20 protein-coding genes are annotated in these 16,276 nt (G+C 66.6%); 1 reads left to right on the top strand and 19 read right to left on the bottom strand.

The window, feature by feature from the left end:
• Position 1 precedes the first annotated feature (1 nt).
• The gene (locus tag ACSQ9I_RS09670) at positions 2 to 1,987 is read right to left on the bottom strand and encodes a hypothetical protein (RefSeq protein WP_436313021.1); all 1,986 of its coding nucleotides are present in this window, start codon (positions 1,985 to 1,987) and stop codon (positions 2 to 4) included.
• A gap of 39 nt (positions 1,988 to 2,026) precedes the next feature.
• Between ACSQ9I_RS09670 and ACSQ9I_RS09665 the strand changes: the two genes are divergently transcribed.
• Positions 2,027 to 2,236, top strand: a complete 210-nt coding sequence (locus ACSQ9I_RS09665; protein ID WP_436313020.1) for a hypothetical protein — start codon at positions 2,027 to 2,029, stop codon at positions 2,234 to 2,236.
• Here the strand turns inward: ACSQ9I_RS09665 and ACSQ9I_RS09660 are convergent.
• The 18 genes from ACSQ9I_RS09660 to ACSQ9I_RS09575 all read right to left on the bottom strand — a co-directional run bounded on the left by ACSQ9I_RS09660 (position 2,217) and on the right by ACSQ9I_RS09575 (position 16,150).
• Positions 2,217 to 2,699: a hypothetical protein gene (locus ACSQ9I_RS09660; RefSeq protein WP_436313019.1), complete on the bottom strand. Its 483-nt coding sequence runs from the start codon at positions 2,697 to 2,699 to the stop codon at positions 2,217 to 2,219. The genes ACSQ9I_RS09665 and ACSQ9I_RS09660 overlap by 20 nt on opposite strands.
• On the bottom strand, positions 2,689 to 2,841 hold the full coding sequence (locus ACSQ9I_RS09655; protein WP_436313018.1) for a hypothetical protein: 153 nt from the start codon (positions 2,839 to 2,841) through the stop codon (positions 2,689 to 2,691). Before ACSQ9I_RS09655 ends, ACSQ9I_RS09660 begins: the two co-directional genes overlap by 11 nt.
• Positions 2,842 to 2,867: 26 nt before the next feature.
• The gene (locus tag ACSQ9I_RS09650; protein ID WP_436313017.1) at positions 2,868 to 3,245 is read right to left on the bottom strand and encodes a hypothetical protein; all 378 of its coding nucleotides are present in this window, start codon (positions 3,243 to 3,245) and stop codon (positions 2,868 to 2,870) included.
• Entirely contained in the window at positions 3,245 to 3,682 is a 438-nt protein-coding gene (locus ACSQ9I_RS09645; RefSeq protein ID WP_436313016.1) for a hypothetical protein, read from the bottom strand. The genes ACSQ9I_RS09650 and ACSQ9I_RS09645 overlap by 1 nt, the downstream gene beginning before the upstream one ends.
• A gap of 12 nt (positions 3,683 to 3,694) precedes the next feature.
• Positions 3,695 to 5,224, bottom strand: a complete 1,530-nt coding sequence (locus ACSQ9I_RS09640; protein WP_436313015.1) for a phage tail sheath C-terminal domain-containing protein — start codon at positions 5,222 to 5,224, stop codon at positions 3,695 to 3,697.
• A 28-nt stretch (positions 5,225 to 5,252) separates the two neighbouring features.
• Positions 5,253 to 5,411, bottom strand: a complete 159-nt coding sequence (locus tag ACSQ9I_RS09635) for a hypothetical protein (RefSeq protein WP_436313014.1) — start codon at positions 5,409 to 5,411, stop codon at positions 5,253 to 5,255.
• A gap of 7 nt (positions 5,412 to 5,418) precedes the next feature.
• Entirely contained in the window at positions 5,419 to 6,255 is an 837-nt protein-coding gene (locus ACSQ9I_RS09630; protein WP_436313013.1) for a hypothetical protein, read from the bottom strand.
• Positions 6,255 to 6,929: a hypothetical protein gene (locus ACSQ9I_RS09625; protein WP_436313012.1), complete on the bottom strand. Its 675-nt coding sequence runs from the start codon at positions 6,927 to 6,929 to the stop codon at positions 6,255 to 6,257. The genes ACSQ9I_RS09630 and ACSQ9I_RS09625 overlap by 1 nt, the downstream gene beginning before the upstream one ends.
• A 3-nt stretch (positions 6,930 to 6,932) precedes the next feature.
• The gene (locus ACSQ9I_RS09620; RefSeq protein ID WP_436313011.1) at positions 6,933 to 7,337 is read right to left on the bottom strand and encodes a hypothetical protein; all 405 of its coding nucleotides are present in this window, start codon (positions 7,335 to 7,337) and stop codon (positions 6,933 to 6,935) included.
• A 24-nt stretch (positions 7,338 to 7,361) separates the two neighbouring features.
• Positions 7,362 to 7,619 (bottom strand): hypothetical protein, encoded by a 258-nt coding sequence (locus tag ACSQ9I_RS09615; protein ID WP_436313010.1) that lies wholly within the window; start codon positions 7,617 to 7,619, stop codon positions 7,362 to 7,364.
• Positions 7,620 to 7,674: 55 nt separating this feature from the next.
• Complete coding sequence (locus ACSQ9I_RS09610) at positions 7,675 to 9,000, bottom strand: P22 phage major capsid protein family protein (RefSeq protein ID WP_436313009.1); 1,326 nt, start codon at positions 8,998 to 9,000, stop codon at positions 7,675 to 7,677.
• Between the two features lie 64 nt (positions 9,001 to 9,064).
• Positions 9,065 to 9,874 (bottom strand): DUF6651 domain-containing protein, encoded by an 810-nt coding sequence (locus ACSQ9I_RS09605; protein ID WP_436313008.1) that lies wholly within the window; start codon positions 9,872 to 9,874, stop codon positions 9,065 to 9,067.
• A 152-nt stretch (positions 9,875 to 10,026) separates the two neighbouring features.
• A complete protein-coding gene (locus ACSQ9I_RS09600; protein WP_436313007.1) occupies positions 10,027 to 11,448 on the bottom strand; it encodes a DUF4055 domain-containing protein in 1,422 nt (473 codons plus the stop codon).
• A 10-nt stretch (positions 11,449 to 11,458) separates the two neighbouring features.
• Positions 11,459 to 12,742: a terminase large subunit domain-containing protein gene (locus tag ACSQ9I_RS09595; RefSeq protein WP_436313006.1), complete on the bottom strand. Its 1,284-nt coding sequence runs from the start codon at positions 12,740 to 12,742 to the stop codon at positions 11,459 to 11,461.
• Positions 12,717 to 13,262, bottom strand: coding sequence for a helix-turn-helix domain-containing protein (locus ACSQ9I_RS09590; protein WP_436313005.1), 546 nt, complete (start codon positions 13,260 to 13,262; stop codon positions 12,717 to 12,719). Before ACSQ9I_RS09590 ends, ACSQ9I_RS09595 begins: the two co-directional genes overlap by 26 nt.
• Before the next feature lie 7 nt (positions 13,263 to 13,269).
• Positions 13,270 to 13,614 carry a hypothetical protein gene (locus ACSQ9I_RS09585; protein ID WP_436313004.1) on the bottom strand — a complete coding sequence of 115 codons (345 nt, stop codon included), beginning with the start codon at positions 13,612 to 13,614 and terminating at the stop codon, positions 13,270 to 13,272.
• Positions 13,614 to 14,495, bottom strand: coding sequence for a phage tail fiber protein (locus ACSQ9I_RS09580; protein ID WP_436313003.1), 882 nt, complete (start codon positions 14,493 to 14,495; stop codon positions 13,614 to 13,616). The genes ACSQ9I_RS09585 and ACSQ9I_RS09580 overlap by 1 nt, the downstream gene beginning before the upstream one ends.
• Positions 14,496 to 14,554: 59 nt before the next feature.
• A complete protein-coding gene (locus ACSQ9I_RS09575; RefSeq protein WP_436313002.1) occupies positions 14,555 to 16,150 on the bottom strand; it encodes a hypothetical protein in 1,596 nt (531 codons plus the stop codon).
• Positions 16,151 to 16,276 lie beyond the last annotated feature (126 nt).

The raw sequence follows: 16,276 nt of genomic DNA, 5'->3' as shown, positions 1-16,276 counted from the left end.
GTCAGCCTCCCGTGGCGATGTCGAACGCGCGCAGCGACATCCGGCCGTCGGCAGTGCGCGGGCCCGTGCTTGGGCGCTGCAGCTCTTTCGACTGGTGCGTGGTCACCGCGCGGCCGATCGCCTTGCCGTCGAGATTGACCGTGCTCTCCACCTGCACCATTTGCGCGCCGCGCGGCACGCGGTAGCCGGTGAAAGCGCCGCCACCCGTGCTGTTCCCGACGATGCCGCCGCCTCCGACGACGCCACGCCGACCTTCGCCGCCCCAGGACTCCCCTTTCGCGCCGCCGAAAAGGTCCATGACCGCACCGGCCGCGTTCTTCACGACACCAGTCGGCGAGTACTTGTCGAGCCAGCCGATGCCGGTGCCCATCGCGCTGATCAGGCCAGCATTGCGCTCCATGAAGCCCGACACGCCGCGCAGGAAGCCCGCGGCGTTCGTCAGCATGTTCGAGAACGCCGGCAGGGCCGCGGTGCCGAACTCGGTCTTGAAGTTGTTCCAGGAGGCGACGAACTCCGCCTCCTTGCCGCCCAGCGTCTTCTTCCAGGCGCCGACGGTGTCCTCGGCGCCCATCGCGCCCTTGATGAGCCGCTGGTCGCGCAGCGCCTGCATCTGCTGGGTCGTGAAGTTCGCCGCCATGTTGCTGCCGGTGCGGTTCGACACCAGCTTGTTCATGAAGGAGATGATTTCGGAGTCGGTGGTGGCGCCGGCTGCCTTCGCCGCGGCCGTGCCATAGGTCATCAGCCACTGCGCGGGGTTCTCGCGCAGCATCTTCTCGTCCTTGATGGCCGTGATCTGCGTCGTGCTGTAGGGCTTGCCGCCTACGCTGCCGTGCATCACCGAGCCGAGCGTCACGAGACCCGCTTCGGACAGCGCGGCCATCGTCTTCTTCGTCGTGCGGCCGGCCACCAGGTTCTGGTACAGCGACATCAGTGCGGTACCGGTGGTCGCCCCGCCCTGCTCCTGCGCCAGCGTGCCGAGCATCATGATGCCCTCGTCGCTCAGGCCCTTGAAGGCCGCGCCGCCGCGCTTCGCCATCTGCTCGAGGTCGGAGAACTTGAGCGCGCCGCCGGAGCCGGTGACCATGCGCTGGGCCAGGTTGAGCCCGCGCATGAAGTCCTGCGGCGAGTCGGTGAGCCCGCGCATGTCGTTGAAGCGCATTAGCGAGCGCGCCGCGCCCTCGTCGATGCCACCGATCTTGCCGCCGAAGAGGCCGGAATTGGCGGCATTGAGCTGGGCGATCATCGGCGCGAGCTTCACGGCGTTGGGCATGCTGCCGAACATGCCCACGGACTCGCGCACCGTGTCCATCAGGTCCTTGCTGGCGACGCCGAAGACGCGCGTGCCGCGTGCGAAGTCGTTGGCCTGCTTGTTGACCTCCGCGCCGAGGTTGAGCGTCTTGAAGCGGGTAGCCGCCGTCTCGTAGTCGCGTGCGGCTTCATAGAGCGAATGCCCGCCGTACAGCATGCCCGCGGTGACGGCCAGCGGCACGAACGCATTGCCGGCGTTCAGGCCGACAGAGCCGATGCCGATCCCGCCGGGGCCCATGTGGATGTTTCCGCCGTGGAAGCCGCCCTGGTTGCGGCCGTGGCCACCACCTCCACCACCTCCACCGCCGCCACCTCCCCCACCTCCCCCACCTCCTCCGCCAGCGCCGGGGATCACGCGCGGCCCGCCGCCTCCACCTCCGCCGCCCCCCATGTGCGGGGCAATGGCAGGCATCGACGCCGAGGTCGCGCGCACGGCCGCCAGATGCGCCTGCAGCGACTGCGCGCTCCGCGTGGCGCGCTCCAGGGCCACTGCGGATGCATTGCCAGCGGCGGCCACGGCGCGCAGGCCTGCCGATTCCTGTCCAGCAGCCCGAAGCGTAGACTTCAGGGTCACCGACAGGGCTTCCAGCTTCTCCATCTCGCGCGCCAGCAGCGCGAGCTGCGGCGACACCAGATTGTTCAGTCGGAGCGTGACGGCGACGGAATAGGCTTCGAACATCGGGGCGCCCTAACTTGAGAGGTTTCCATGCGGCTGAGCATGAAAATTCGTGTGCATGAGTGGCTCGCCGAGCGCGTCAGCTGGGTGCAGTACCCGGACCTGCGCAAGGAGCACCAGCGGCAGCTGCATCCGCAGCCATCGCTCTGGTGGCGCTACAAGCGAATGACCTGGCGCGAGATGGGCTGGTTCTGGTTCGCGGTGTTCTGGAGCATCGTCTCGCTCCTGGCCTTCACAGGTCCTCGAGATTGATCCGCGGCTTGCGCCAGCCGATCCCACAGATCCATGCGACCAGCGTGCGTGCCGCGATCGGCGCTACCGTCTTCTTCGAGTTGAAGCCCGCGGGCCCGAGCACCGGCCGCGGCGGGATGTTCGAGGTCCCCTGCTCCTGGTAGAGCATCACTGGGTCGGTGCTTCCCACCGCGGCCTCGCTCCCCACGGCCGTCACCTTGATCGAATCGCGAAGCGTGCCGGAGCGCAGCAGCGGATCGTCGGGCGTGAAGCCCAGCCGGATCCGATCATCGACCGTGGCCGGTGCGAGGTTCGCCCACGCGGGGAAGCCACCCTCGCCATCTTGGTAGACGCCGAAACGGCTCTTCGCGTCGGCCTGGATGGCCTTCGCGCCTTCCGCGGCTACGTGGTGGGACACAGCCTCGCCGGCGACAGCCAGCCGCGCGAAGTGGGCGCCGAGCGCGCCGAAGCTATCAAGTTCCATTGCTCGGCTCCTTCCAGCACATCGAGTCCCAGTCGAACTCGCCGCCTTCCATCTCCGCCAGCACGATGCACATCGCGGTGCGCGTCACATCGTCCATCTGGAAGGCCACGTCAAACGGGACGTTGTGCTTGACCAGCCACATGCATTCCCGGAAGACCGTGGCCTGCCCTAGTTTTTTACGGCGGCCTTGTCCTTCTCGGGATCTGGGTTGCCCCAGTGCTCCTCCACGCCGTTCATCACAGCGGCGACGCCGTCTTCGTCGAGGCGTTGGATCAGCGCTTCGAGCTCCAGGCGCGTCGTGCAACGGGGAACCGGGTCGCCGTCGATCGCGACCACGTAGAGGATCGGGAAGACCATGCCCATGAAAACGCCGTTCGATGCAGCGGCGCCACCCAACATCTCGACGACCTTGAACTGCGCGAGGACCCCCGGCCGCTTCAAGGTGATCCTGCGGCCACCGCCGACGACCACGTGCTCGGCGTTGGCGGCCTTCACCACCTGCGCCGAGGGCGTCTCTTCCATCATCGTGACGTTCAGTCCGGTCATCAGGACACCTGCAGCCGGCGGGCGGCCATGAAGCTCAGCTTCTGCTTGACCAGCTGGTTCGCGACCTTGCTGCCGGCGTCCTTGAAGTCGAACATCACGCCGATGTAGCGCCACTGGGTGATCGAACCGTCCGGCTCCTGGATGGTCTCCATGATCGTGCCCGGCAGGATGTTGACCCCGTTGTAGAAGTCGGCCTCGATCTGAGCCCAGTAGGCATCGAGCCCGCTGCCCAGACGGTCGATGTCGAGGCTACCCTGCCAACCGTCGGGGAAGACGCCGTAGCGAGTGATCCCGTCCATGCCCTTGCTCGCGGTATTCGTGGTCACCGGCGCGCTGGTGAAGTTGGTGATGGCGGCCGCGGCAATGACCAACAGGCCACGCGACGTCATGAAGTCGAGCGATACGTCGCGCCCGACCGTTTGTCCATTCATCGGCATGTGCTTCTCCTGTTACGCCGCAGCGATGGTTTGCTGGCGTGCGACCTGCACCGATTGGCCGCCCTCCAGGTTGATGAGGAACTTCTCGATGACCGAGAGGTAGCGGACCTTCACGTCGGCCTGCAGATAGCCCAAGGCCTGGCGGTTCGGCGGGTTGTTGCTCAGGTCGCAGATGACGCTGAACTCGTCGATCATCTTTTGGTCGACCATCGCCTGCAGGAAGGCCGACAGCGTGGCCGTCACCTCCCGGCGCGTGGGGTCGTTCGGCTGGATCGATTGCAGCTTGCCGACGACCCGACCCATCCCCGCGTTGAGCGTGTAGGCGATGTAGTTCGTCATCCGCGTGTAGTTGTCGCCGCTGATGACCGGGTTCGTGCTCGAGTTGTGGCCCAGGCGCGCGCCGAACATATTCCCCGCGGGGATCGGATTGCAGATCAGATCGATGTTCGGCTGGAAGAGCGCCTGCAGCTCGGCGGAGCCGTAGACCTGATTCAGCTGGCTGCGCTGGGTGCCCACGATTCCGAACAGGGGCTTGTTGAGCGAGGACTGCTCGGGCGAGAGGTTGGCCAGCCGGCCGGCCGAGAAGCCCTGCGGCGAAACCAGACGCGTGACACCTGCAACCGGGTCCGCCCAGAGGATCCAGTCGCCGTGCAGCAGCTTGAACGGGTATGCGTCGATGCCGGCCGAGGCCTTGGTGCTCACCGCGTTCGCGATGGTGTCTCCGGCCGGGCCCACGCCGATCATGTAGATGCCCTCGGAGAAGCCGAAGGCGACCTGCGTGGTCCAGGTGCTGGACGTGTCGCAGTCGGCAAGCACGCCGATCGACGCGCCGGTACCACGCAGCGCATACATGCCGGTGCGCGTGCCCGTGTCCAAGCCGATCAGCGTGGCGCCGGTGATGGTGGTCGCGCCGTCGGTGCCGCTGGCCAGCGTGTAGCTCGCGGTCGTCGGAGCTGCGACGCCGGCGCCGGCCGTGGCAACCACCATGTCGGACTTGCCGCGCAGGCCGCCGGCCTGGCCAGCGTTGATCGCGGCTGCCATGTTGACCCACAGCGCATTGCCCGAACCCGCGATGTTGTCGAAGACCTCGGGTGCGCGGCCGGGCATGCCGATCGAGATGCGCGAGGTGGCCGCAGCGCTGCCGGGCCCGATTGACGCAACGATGCTGTTGCCCAGGGTGCCCGTGTATTTGGCGGTCAGCGTCAGGCAACTGGTCTGGATCAGGATGGTCGCTGCGACGTCGGTACCGTCCGTCACGCGCACGCCGCGGAAGTTCGCGGCGCCCTGCAGCACGGCCGTCGCGATGATCGTGCCCATGTCGTACTTGCGGTTCTGGATGGCGCCGAATTGCAGGGCGTAGTCCTGCATGCTCCCCAGGATCACCGGCGAGTTCGTCGGGCCCCATTGCGCGGTGCCGACGACGCCGAGGATGTTCGTGGGCACGCCGTTGAGCAGCTGCACCTGCGGCGGAACGATTTGGACGTAAAGGTCCGGGACGATGAGGGCAGTCGTATTGATACTGCCTTGCTGCACTACGGGCATGGGAGGCTCCTATCGAGGGTGGGTGGGTTCAGCCGCGCTTGCCGGCCGCGGGGGCTTCGGTCGGCGCGGACGCCACCTTCACGACGCTGCCGGGATGGCTCTCGAGCACGGCCTCGATCTGTTTCGCGTCGGTGATTTCGTCGCCCGGCTTGTGATCGCCGAACGCATGGGTTACTACGAGCTTCATGTGAGCCTCACTGGTTGATGACGGGGAGCGCGTTCACGGATGCGTTGACCACGACGTAGGGCCGCGTCTGCACGATCTGGACGGTGGTGTCGGTGCGCGTGACGATCGTTGGATAGTCGATCGAGAGGTCGATCTCGCGCCGATAGATGCCATGCTTCTGCTCGGTGTCGATCTGGCGGCTGCCCATGTACTCGACGGTCGCGTCCGTGCCATCAGGCAGCGACAGGTGCGTCAGGTCGGCCAGCACCGGGGTGATGACCTTGGCCAGCGGCTCGCGGCGGTCGAAGCAGTCGGCCCAGATGCTGACAGTGAAGATCCGGGCCTCGCGCGAGACCTCCTTCGCGCTGGTGCCGTTGGCCACGATGCGCGCGACCAGGCGGTGCGCACCGGGGATGGAGATGACAGGCCCCACGGACGTGGCAGCCTGGTCGACCGCGACCTGGGCTGCCAGGGCCGCGGCGATCGAGCTCAGGGTGTCGCCCGCCTGCGCGCCGTACGCATAGTCCTTGCCGTCGATGATCAGGGCTACCGCCTGGGGCGTGCTGATCGTGCCCGACAGCGTGATGTCCGTGCCCACCACCTCGGCCGCCAGCGTCGGCGCCGGCGCGACCAGCTGCTGCCACTCGGGCATGCGGCGGGTCGTGATCTTCACTTTGTCCGAGGGGAAGACCGACACGTGCGCGATGTGCGCCGCCAGGTCGGTCTGCAGCTGGCCCGGATCCGGCCAGCCCTGGTAGATCTTCGCCTGCACGCCGCCCGCCGGCGGCTGGCCGATACCGTTCGGGTAGACGGCCGCGGCAATGAGGCCGACCAGCACGTCGGCCACTTCGGTCATGTCAGCCATCAGACGTGCGCCTCGCGCGAATTGATGCGCCAGCCCAGGTCTGTGAGCTCCGCGGCCTCCACGATGTAGCGGCGGCCGAGGTCGTCAAGGAAGACGTCGCTCGCGCGGATCACCAGCGGCACGGAAGGCGGCAGCAGGACCTGAAAACCCGCGTTGTTGACTGCCATCGGGAGATCGGTGCCGTGCTCCTGCCTGCCGCCCAGCAGGATCGAGCAGGGCCAGCCGGTGGCCAGGCTGCCGTCGGGGTTCAAAGAGCCCAGCGCGGCGTCGCTATCCGCCGCGCACACACCGCCATAGGGCTGCGCGCCGGTGGAGCTGGCCGGTGCCGGCGCGCGCAGTAGCGCGACCGAGCGATTGCACTCGACGCACAGCACCGTCAGGTGCAGCTGCTGCGCGGCGATGAAATAGGTGACGGCCGGGCCGACCAGATAGTCGCCCGGGCGCGTCGGGGTTGCGTCGAACAGCCCGTACCAGAAGGGCTTGCCGTACTTGCTCGGCTTGATGTACTTCCAGTCTTCGGCATTGAACGATGCGAGGATCGCCAGCAGCTTGCTGACCGAGGCGAGCGGGTCGAGCACGCCGCTGGGCCGGAACACGTCATGCAGCACGCCCAGGCGCACCGCCGCCTTGCCGTATCCCCGATAGATCCGGTCCTGGAGGGTCGCGGCGTCCATGGCTCAGCAGCGCACGATGCGCATTACCCCGTCGCCAAGCGCAGGCCCAGGCGCGACGCCCAGGAAGCCGCACATGCGCCGGCGCCAACCGTCGAAGAGTGCCGAGCGATCGGCCACCTCGCGCTTGTTGTGCTTCCAGACGGCCGCGGAATCCGTATCCAGGTTCGCGGCCGCGCCGACGATGGCCGACTCGAGCGTGACGAGGTTGGCCAGGTAGACGTTGATGAGGGTCGTCTCGGATTCCGGGGTGAGGTTCTGGAGCCGGTGTGCCAGCGTCTGCAGCAGCAGGCTCGGCAGCGCGGTGACGAATGCCATATCGCTGCGATCCGTCGCCGGCGTGTCGATGCCGAGGCCCGGATAGCCGGCGAAGCGGCGCACGTCCGCGATCTGCTGGGCGGTCAGGGCCATCGAGGTCTTCCTTTACCGCCGCGATCAGGCAGCAGGCGCGTCGGGAGCGGCGTCGAGCAGAGCCGCGAGGTCTGCCTTGAGCGTCACGCCTTCGGGGATGTCGATGTTCTTGGCAGCGAGGGCAGCCTTGATCTCGTCGACCTTCAGGCCGTCCGACGGCTTCTTCTCGACTTCGGGCTTCGGCTCGTACAGCTCGTGCTTCTTCGGGTCGAAGTCGCCCTCGTTGATGAGGACGAAGGGGCCCTGGCTCTCGTGCGAGGGCATGATCTTGATGACGTTCATAGTGTTCTCCGGAAGGTGGAGAGCGCCCAGGGCCGAGGCCCCGGGCAGCCCTGGATTAGCCCAACAGGACCATGGCGTGGCGCGGCGCGACCATCTTGGTGCCCCACGCCAAGTTCACTTCGTAGCGAACCTGACGCTTCTGCTTGTAGATGCAGAACTCGAACGCGATGCCCGACTTCGGATCGACCACCACCATCACGTCGTCCGCAGCGTCGCCGCCTTCCGGCATCGCCGGCGCACGCGTCGCGAGTTGGATCGCCGAGCGCTGGAACGCCATGTTGCGGGTCGAGGCAGCAGCCACGGTGATCGCGGTCGCCGCGGCCGGGATGGCCTTCTGCAGACCTGGCTCGGCGATGGTGATCGTGCCGGCGTTGGATACGTCGGCGTCGCCCGACACCACGCCGTATTTGCGCGTGTCACCGGCGAACGAGACGAAGTCGCCAGCGATGATCGTGCCAGTGCCCGCGACCGCGAGGGTGATCACGGTCGAACCGATGGCATAGCCCGTCGCGTTGGTGGTCGCGGCAGCGCCGGTGCCGGAAGCCACAGCCACCTTCACCTGGCCCGAGTTGTGCAGGGCCAGGCCTTCGACCTGACCGAGCTCGCCCCAGCGCAGCAGGGAGTCCGTGCCCGCCTCGTTCACCTTGAACAGGCCGGCCTGCTTGCCGCGGATGTTCGCGACGGCGGCCGAGCCGAGCACCATGTGCATGTCCGACTGCGGTGCACCGTTGTCGTCGAGGATCTTGCGCGACTGCGCGAAATCGCTCAGGTCCAAGGCGGTGCCGAAGGGCGCGGTGCCCGCCGTGCCGTACGCCTGGCTGACGAAGATGTGCAGCGCGGCCAGATCGCTCTCGACTTCGTTGGTCAGCGTGCGCAGCGCCTGCGCGATGCGGTCACGGTTGATCGTTTCGAGCGTGCCGGAGTTGCGCAGACCGATCGTTTCTTCGCCGGTGATGCCGAACGGCACCGAACGAGCCTTCTGGATCGTCATCTGCACGTTGCCGATGGTTTGGTTCGGCGTGTCGGCAGCGAACGGCGCAGGGGTCAGGTCTTCGGCAACCATCGGGCCGACGACAGGCGACATCACTACCTCGTTCACGGCAGCGCGCTCGGCCCGCGAGTCTCGCGAGACGGAGGGGATGAACCCGACCAGCTCTCGCGACACGACGTCCATCGCGTTGTAGATCGTGGGGATGAGGCCGGTGAGCGTCAGCGTGCCATGGGCGACCATGCCGCGCTCGGGTGGCGCGAGCAGTGCACCGGTCACCAGGTCGTAGACCTTGGCGCAGGCCGAGGAGACGACGGCGACGGGGTACGAGGCCACCACTGCGGCAGCGGCAGCGAGCGCGAGAACGCGCATCTTGGAGGGAACAGATTTCATGATTGGGCTCCAGAAATTACAAAGCCCGCTCATGGCGGGCCCGGGGTTGCGAAAGGGAGAGGGGTCAGTCGGTGATCACCGTATTCGCGTCGCTGCCGACCGCGGCTTTCTGGCCGGGGTCCATGGCGTCGAACTGCGCTCGCGTGACCGTCTTCTTGCCAACGTTGCCGGCGCCCGGTGCGTTGTTTTTTGCCCCGCTGCCAGATGCACCCGAGCCCTTGAGGATCATCTCCTTGTTGGGGTACTGGTTCACCATGACTTGCAGGGCCTCTTCGAAGTCCGCGTGTTCACCGTGGCGGGTCGCCGAAAAGATCGGGTTCCCATTTGCATCGAGCGGAACGAGCTTGCCGCTCTCGACCTTGAATCGATCGCCGAAGACCTTCTGCGCGATGTCGGCCGGGATGGCCAGCTTCTCGCCGATGAACTTCGAGGCTGCAAAACTGCCGCCGATGATGTGGTTGTTGAGATCGTTGGTGAGCTTCGTGTTCTGCTCGGTAAGCGCCTTTTCGCGCTCCTGGGCAGACCGCGTCGCCGCAGCCACCGCCTCCTGGGCGGATCGAGTGGCCGCGTCCCGGATCTCTTGAACCTTGCCGGCGGTGTGCAGCTTGCCTTCGTCGATGTTCTTGATGGTTTCAAGCGCCTTGCGGGCGGCCTCGCCATCTTCGATACCGTCGAAGGCCTTCAGCTTCGTTTCGGCGACTTCCTTGGCCTCGCGATGCGCCTTCGCTTCGCCATTGAGGCGGCTGATGGTCGTAATCGTGATGTCGGCGTCGAAAGGCGCTTCACGTCCGTCCGGATGGATGAACACTGGGAGTTTCTTGTCGCCCTCGCCCTGAAGGACGATGGCACCGTTGGCGTCAAACTTGAATGGCATGGTTGCTGTTTCCTCGGGCATCCGCCCTCAGTACGAATGCGGCATCCGCCGCGTAGCGCCTCTGCACTTCCGTGCGCGGGCAAGAGAAAGGGCCACCTGGTTGCCCGGGTGGCCCTTGTTGGGGTGGCCTCGTGGCCGATGTTCTGTCGCGCCTATGCAGGCGCCGGGGCATTCGGTGGCGCTGGCGCCGGCAACGGCGGCGGATCGAGCTTCGCGGCCGCCAGCTCTGCCTTCGGGTCCAGGTCGGCGGCAAGCATCCCGCGGCGTTGCTGCTCGCGCAGGGTCGTCTCGCCGGTGATCAGGCCGGCAGCACGAAGCAGCAGAATCAGCTGCGCGCTCGCATCGGTCAGCGTCGCGGCGCCGAAGTCCTTGAACAGACTGGCGTGGCCGCCCTCGGCTTCGTTGACCCACTTCGCCATCAGCTGCAGCACCTGGTCGAGGCTGTCCTCGAAGGTCTCGGTGATGCGCAGCAGGTCGCACTTGTTGCCCTCGGCGTCGTTGTTCGACTGCGTGGCCGACTTCTGCTCGCCCGCCTTTATCACCAGCAGCTCGGCGCCGGTGGTGACCATCTGGTCCTCGAGCTTCTCCAGCGACTTCTCGCCAGCCTCGATCGCCGCGCCGGTGTGCTCGACGTACTTCATGTCCGCCTCGGGAGGCAGGCGAACTACCGCCGCGGCGCCGACCTCGAGCTGTGTCCCGCCCGTGCCGTCCGGGCCCGGCGGATCGACACCGATCATCGCCAAGACCGGCACGCGCGCCACGTGCATGATCGTGTCCTGGTCGCTCTGGCTCTGCCAGTGCTTGACGTTCAGGAACGCGAGGTTCAGCAGCGGCGAGACACCGCACATGAAGCCCTTCTTCTTTCCATAGAAAGGCACAAACGGAATCACGTCGAGCGTGGTCGGCGTCGGCGGGACCACGAGGATCCACGGATCATCTGGCTTCGCGCCCTCCTCCCACACCTCGAAGGATCCGGGCGACAGCACGCGCACGCGCTTCTTGTAGACCACGCCATACGGGCCATCCGGGACCTCGTGCTGCTCAGCAATGCGCAGCTGCGTCAGTCGGGTGGCGCCATCGACGAGCTCCGCCTTCCAGCCCAGGATTTGCCCGTGGCGCACGAACACCAGGTACGGCCGCACGCCCAGCTTCTTCTCGTCGAGCTGGGTGCGTGCGGCGCCCCCGACCTGCGGGTAGTCGACCAGCACGCCGCAGAGGCCAAAGCCCATCGCTTCGGCCATCAGATCGGCGCAGAAGCTGTGCAGGCTGTTGCCCTGCTGATCGGCGTCCTCGCACCACTTCACGATCTTCTTCGGCACGTCCTTGCCGAGCGTCAGCTGCTTCGAGAACGGCTTGCCGCTCATCACCGAGAGCGTGCGCTCCAGGGCGGGAAACAGCGTAGCAGTCTCCAGGCGCGCCTTGTAGCTCTTCTGCTCTTCAGCAGGCCACTGCGGCAGGAACGCTGGCCCGGCCTTGCGCATGGCCGCGGTCCCGCCGAGCAGAGCTTCGACGATGGGCCAATTGGCAGCCATCGCCTGCACCTCGCTGCTCTGATCCTGAACCTTGAGGGCCATGTGTCGTTTCCTATGCTCGCAGGGGCGTCACGATGACGGTGCGCTTCACGATCGGGAACCGCTTCACGAGGAAGTAGCCGATCGCGTCGTTCGGGTGGTCGTGACCAGTGCTCTTGTCCGGCTCGCCGTTCGCGGCCCAGGCCTGCTGTTCCTGCGCTTCCGTCAGGATCGGGCAGGCATCGGTATTCACCTTCCAGCGCCGCACGCCCTCGGCGTTCAACGTCATGGCGTCGACGGTCAGCACGCGGTCCATCACCGCGGGGTTCGAGGGGTTCACCGAGATCGTCAGGCCGGCCGCGCGCAGGATGCTGAAGTCCGACTCGCTGGCGTTCTTGCTGCTGCCGTTCTGCCCGCTCGCATCCGGGTAGATCGTGACAGCGTGCTTCTTGTCGACGTAGCGCTCCTTGATGATGCGCGCCATGTCCGGAGTGTCTCGGCCCTTCGTGATCTCCGCCAAGGTCATGGGCAGCCCATCGCGGATCACGCTGATGGTCGCCGTCATGTTCAGACGGTTGAAGTCCATTCCGATGTGTAGCGCCTCCCCTTCCCGGATCCGCTCCGGCGTGTGGTTCAGCTTCCGGTCGAAGTTCGGATAGACGTTGCCGCTGGCCAAGTTCGTGAAGAGCCCGCGGATGTAGGCGCTGATCAGCTGCGGCGGGTAGCTGGCCAGCAGTGAGGGAATGTAGTCCGCCGGCAGATTCTTCGCGTTCTCATATGTGCTCGCGTGGATCAGCCCATACAGGCCGGCGAGTGCCGGCTTGTCGCGCAGCTCCTTCACGAACTGCTTGTAGACGAACTTGAAGCCCTCGGGCGTCGTCGTCACGTCGACGCCGTTCTTCAGGCCGTCGATCTTGTAGCGCATGCGCGCGATGATCTTGCGCCAGGCCAGCTCGGCCTTCGCCGCCTTCATCACGTCCAGCTCGTCGATCAGCGCATGCCCGATCTTGAAGCCGACGATGTCGCCCGGCTTCTCCATCGACCGGCAGAGGATGGTCGTGCGGTAGGTGCCGTTCGAGTAGAGGTGAACCTCTTTGTTGCTCTCGTGGATCTCGGTGGTCAGCCCCCAGTCGAAGGCCACCTCCTCGATCGTCGGAAAGAAGATGTCCCGGATCTGCGCGTAGGTCGGCGCGAAGTACCCGGCATTGACCTTCGGTTGCTCCCAGCCGTGCTTGCAGAGGCCGGCGCCGCCTACGAACGTCTTGCCGCTGCCGAAGCCTGCGACGAACGCCCGGTACTTGTGCGGGAGCGCGATGAAGCGCGCCTGCGGCCTATTGAGCTTCGGGCTGACTTGCATCTTCCACCTGCACGACGATGCGCACAGGCGTGACCGGGGTTTCCTTCTGCGCCTGCTTCACCGCCTCCTTGCTGCCAGAGATCAGCGCGGACGGCACGACAGCGGAATCATTCGCCAGCTTCGTCAGCGCGCCGATGCTGCGCAACACGTCGATGGACTTGAGCGGGTCGACGTCGTCGATCTTCATCGCCTGCACGTTGGCCATGCCCAGCAGCTTCTGCGCGGTGGCCGCACCGTACTCAGCGGCACCGGCCATGTGCTCCAACGTCGCGCGGAGCTTTCTTGCTAAAGAAACTGCCGCCAATTGTTCAGGAACGCTCAGGTCTTCCAGCGCCTTTTCTGTCGTAACCAGTTGATTCGCAACGCTTTTCACCTTTTCATTAGTTTTAGAAAAACGTTGCGAAATTAAGGCTGAAGAAACTCCGAACTCTCTCGCGAGCTTGGCTGCCTTCTCCCTGTTCAGGAGGCGCTTGCCGATTTCTGCCCACTGCGCATCCGTGAGCTTTGATGGACGTCCCATGGCGGCCTCAGATGTTCGGGGTGTTCACGAGCCGCAGCAGTTCGGTGGCTTCCACCGCGGGGCTGAGATTGGTGGAGAAGAGAGCGCGGACCGTGCACATGAGGAACGGCTGGCTGGGGAGTAGCACGCCCCCGCTGATCAGGACGTGCACCACCTTGCCCACGGGGACCGTGCGGCCATCCGGATAGGTGATGGGCACGCCGTTGACTGAGGCCGCGCCGAAGGTGAGCGCGCCCTGGTCCGCCCCGATGGAGGTGATCGACGCGATCGTCTCGCCCGCGGCCAGCAGCCGCGAGCAGTCGATGTCGTACTGGCGGGATTCCGCCGTACGCTTGTCGAGCACCTGGCCCATCAGCTGCCCAGCGAGAAGCTCAGCGCGGCAGCGGCGATCGTGGGCGCCGGGTCGCCGGTGTTGATCGAGGTCTTCAGCGCACCGACAGGGGCCCACTGCAGCAGGTTGCCGCCCGTGAGCTGGTCGTACACTGCCACGCCCCACACGGCGCCGCCGGCGGGGACCCACTGGCCGGTGGGCGTCGGGAAGGTCACCACGCCGTTGTTCGAGGTCGTACCGCCCGTGCCTGTCGAGCTCGTGGTGCTGGCCGCGGCCTGGGTGCCGGCGAAGTTCGCCAGGGAGGCAGCGGCGAGCACGCGGGCGTAAGACCCGCCGGTGGCTTCGACCACCGTGCCGGCATCCACGGCCGCGCTCTGCTCGGTCAGGGTGGCCGTGCCGTCGACGATCGCCTCGCCCACCACACCCGGGTAGAGCGTGCTCTGCGCGGCTGCGGTCGTGCCGGCGGTGGTCACCTTGTAGAGGTGGATCTTCGCGTCGTTCGCGGTGACCGCCACCGTGTCATTCAGCGAGTAGGCCGTCGAGCTCAGGCGGCCGCCCTTGATACAGGTGAGCAGCGCGACGTAGAGGCTCGAGGGGCACGGCACGCCAGACACGGCCGTCCAGGTGACACCGCCGTCGACGAGGGTCGAGCCCACCGCAGGCACGGCCAGTGTGTTCGTCGAGCCGCTGGTACCGGCGGTGGTGCAGCGCAGGAACTTGCCGCCCGCGCCGGTCATGTTCGCGTGCGGCACCACCGTGTCGCCCAGCACGTAGGCGGTGGAGGCCGTCCAGATGCCTTTGACGGTCGCCGTCGAGTTGACGGTACCGGCTGCGTTGAGCGCACCGCCGCGGAAGAGCGCGTCGGTAAGAAAGTTCTGCGAGTAATCCGAAAGTCCTGACATGAGGTCACCTTTTTCTGTGGTCCAACTCGTCGTCGCAATTTCTCAGTCGGCGCGAGCGTTCACCGCGGGTCCGCAACCCAGAGCGCCGCGCGGCCGTCTGCCGTCCAGCGCGCGGGGCGCGAGTCTGCGATCCAGAGCGTCGATCGGCTGTCAGCAATCCACGCGTCACCCGGAAGACTTGGCCGAAGCGTGAGATTCGCCGCACCTTGCGAAGGAGTGCGTGTTGACGCCGCAACAAAGATCTGCGTCGAGATCGACGAAAGTCCTAACCCTAAAGTTCGCGCCTCTGCACTGAATCCCGTTGGCGTTGTCAGCGCCGCGTTAGCACGCGAGGTCGAGCTCGAGGTGGCGGACACCGCCAGGCCCGTCGACAGGGAGCTGCTCGCCCTGGTCGCCGATGCCGCGCCCGCGGAGATCACGATGCCCGTCTGCAGCGAGACGAAGGCCGTGCACTTGCTGGCACCGGCCGCGCTGATCGCCGAGGTCTGCTGCAGGGCGGCCGTCCCCGCTGAAGCGCTGGTCGCCGCCGCTTGAATCGCGATGCCCGTCACCAGCGTTGCGCTCGCCCGCGCCGCCGTCGCGCCGGCCGCTGCGACTGCGCTTCCCGAGAGTGCGCCCGCCCCTGCGCTCGCCGAGGTCGCAACTGCCTGAATCGCGATCGCCGTGGTCAGGGCCGCACCGCCCGTCGCGCGCGCAGCGCTGGCCGCCTGCAGGGCGATGCTGGTGGTCAGCGTCGACGCAGCAGCGGATGTCGCCACCCCGGCCGCGGCGATGGTCAGCGTCTGCGCGAGCGATGCAGCCGCCGTGCATGCGCTTTGCCCTGCTGCGGCGATCCGGATCTGAGTGGTCAGCGCCGAGGCGCCAGCCGCGCGGGTGGTCCCCGACCCCGCCAAAGCCTGAACGGTGGTCAGGGAAGCTGCGCCGCGCACCGCAGTACTCGCGACCGCTGCCACAGCGACCGTCGTCGTCAAGGCTGCGCTGCCCGTCGAGGCCGACTGCGCGGCACCAGCAATAGCGATTCCCGCTGCCGCCTCTTTGAAGGCCACCGCCATCACCGAGGCGTCGCTACCGCCACCCGAGATCGTGAAGGACGGCGTGCGCGCCGTGGTCGCGCTGACTGCCAGCCACGCGATGGCCCCAGTCCAATACAGCGAGTTGTTCCCCTCCTGCTGCAGGATGGTGAGGCCACTACTCTCCGTGAAGGTGCCAGAGAACGCGCAGCCGCAGAGAGCCAGCACGATCGAGTTGGCCTGCGCGAGGGTACCGGTCGTTGCCGTCCAGGGCGGGTTCGGGTCCGAGTTCTGCGCTGCGCTGCCAGAGTCCAGCGATGCAGCCAGGACGCCAGAGAGCTCAACGACGAACATCGTCGGATCCGCAGCTGCAGCCCAGTCGATGCTGACCACGTGGCCTGTGCCACCAGCGATGTTCGGGCAGTACCACCAGCGAGTCTCGCTGCCGCTACCGTTGGTCTGCGTCGTGCCGATCTGCACGAAATTGGCGGTGTTCCCCTTGTTGTCCTTCGGGGTCGTGGTGCCCTGGCCAGAAGCCTGCGACACAGCGACCAAGATCGTGTTGCCAGGCGTTGACGTGAAGCTCGCGGCGCTGAGCGTCGTGACACCCGAACCGGTCGCCTTCAGGCTGTTTGCGATCGGCATATGGCCTGCCTTTCATGGCCGGACGCGCCCCCGGCGTCCCGAAAGGAGAAAGGGAGCTATGCCGGGGGCGGCGCGGGGCGGAGGGTTTGCCCACCCAACCGCTGGGGCCAGCGCGAAGCAGCAGAG

It is taken from the genome of Variovorax sp. LjRoot84 (assembly GCF_964254305.1).
GTDB lineage: Bacteria > Pseudomonadota > Gammaproteobacteria > Burkholderiales > Burkholderiaceae_C > Variovorax.
Note: the sequence above shows the minus strand (reverse complement) of the source record. Positions and strands in the feature narration are given on the sequence as shown.

Excerpts from the sequence above, each read along its gene's own strand:
- ACSQ9I_RS09670 (WP_436313021.1), bottom strand. The coding sequence starts at position 1,987 with ATGTTCGAAGCCTATTCCGTCGCCGTCACGCTCCGACTGAACAATCTG.
- ACSQ9I_RS09620 (WP_436313011.1), bottom strand. The coding sequence starts at position 7,337 with ATGGCCCTGACCGCCCAGCAGATCGCGGACGTGCGCCGCTTCGCCGGC.
- ACSQ9I_RS09635 (WP_436313014.1), bottom strand. The coding sequence starts at position 5,411 with ATGAAGCTCGTAGTAACCCATGCGTTCGGCGATCACAAGCCGGGCGAC.
- ACSQ9I_RS09610 (WP_436313009.1), bottom strand. The coding sequence starts at position 9,000 with ATGAAATCTGTTCCCTCCAAGATGCGCGTTCTCGCGCTCGCTGCCGCT.
- ACSQ9I_RS09605 (WP_436313008.1), bottom strand. The coding sequence starts at position 9,874 with ATGCCATTCAAGTTTGACGCCAACGGTGCCATCGTCCTTCAGGGCGAG.
- ACSQ9I_RS09660 (WP_436313019.1), bottom strand. The coding sequence starts at position 2,699 with ATGGAACTTGATAGCTTCGGCGCGCTCGGCGCCCACTTCGCGCGGCTG.
- ACSQ9I_RS09655 (WP_436313018.1), bottom strand. The coding sequence starts at position 2,841 with ATGTGGCTGGTCAAGCACAACGTCCCGTTTGACGTGGCCTTCCAGATG.
- ACSQ9I_RS09615 (WP_436313010.1), bottom strand. The coding sequence starts at position 7,619 with ATGAACGTCATCAAGATCATGCCCTCGCACGAGAGCCAGGGCCCCTTC.
- ACSQ9I_RS09650 (WP_436313017.1), bottom strand. The coding sequence starts at position 3,245 with ATGACCGGACTGAACGTCACGATGATGGAAGAGACGCCCTCGGCGCAG.
- ACSQ9I_RS09645 (WP_436313016.1), bottom strand. The coding sequence starts at position 3,682 with ATGCCGATGAATGGACAAACGGTCGGGCGCGACGTATCGCTCGACTTC.
- ACSQ9I_RS09580 (WP_436313003.1), bottom strand. The coding sequence starts at position 14,495 with ATGTCAGGACTTTCGGATTACTCGCAGAACTTTCTTACCGACGCGCTC.
- ACSQ9I_RS09590 (WP_436313005.1), bottom strand. The coding sequence starts at position 13,262 with ATGGGACGTCCATCAAAGCTCACGGATGCGCAGTGGGCAGAAATCGGC.
- ACSQ9I_RS09665 (WP_436313020.1), top strand. The coding sequence starts at position 2,027 with ATGAAAATTCGTGTGCATGAGTGGCTCGCCGAGCGCGTCAGCTGGGTG.
- ACSQ9I_RS09640 (WP_436313015.1), bottom strand. The coding sequence starts at position 5,224 with ATGCCCGTAGTGCAGCAAGGCAGTATCAATACGACTGCCCTCATCGTC.
- ACSQ9I_RS09585 (WP_436313004.1), bottom strand. The coding sequence starts at position 13,614 with ATGGGCCAGGTGCTCGACAAGCGTACGGCGGAATCCCGCCAGTACGAC.
- ACSQ9I_RS09600 (WP_436313007.1), bottom strand. The coding sequence starts at position 11,448 with ATGGCCCTCAAGGTTCAGGATCAGAGCAGCGAGGTGCAGGCGATGGCT.
- ACSQ9I_RS09595 (WP_436313006.1), bottom strand. The coding sequence starts at position 12,742 with ATGCAAGTCAGCCCGAAGCTCAATAGGCCGCAGGCGCGCTTCATCGCG.
- ACSQ9I_RS09625 (WP_436313012.1), bottom strand. The coding sequence starts at position 6,929 with ATGGACGCCGCGACCCTCCAGGACCGGATCTATCGGGGATACGGCAAG.
- ACSQ9I_RS09630 (WP_436313013.1), bottom strand. The coding sequence starts at position 6,255 with ATGGCTGACATGACCGAAGTGGCCGACGTGCTGGTCGGCCTCATTGCC.
- ACSQ9I_RS09575 (WP_436313002.1), bottom strand. The coding sequence starts at position 16,150 with ATGCCGATCGCAAACAGCCTGAAGGCGACCGGTTCGGGTGTCACGACG.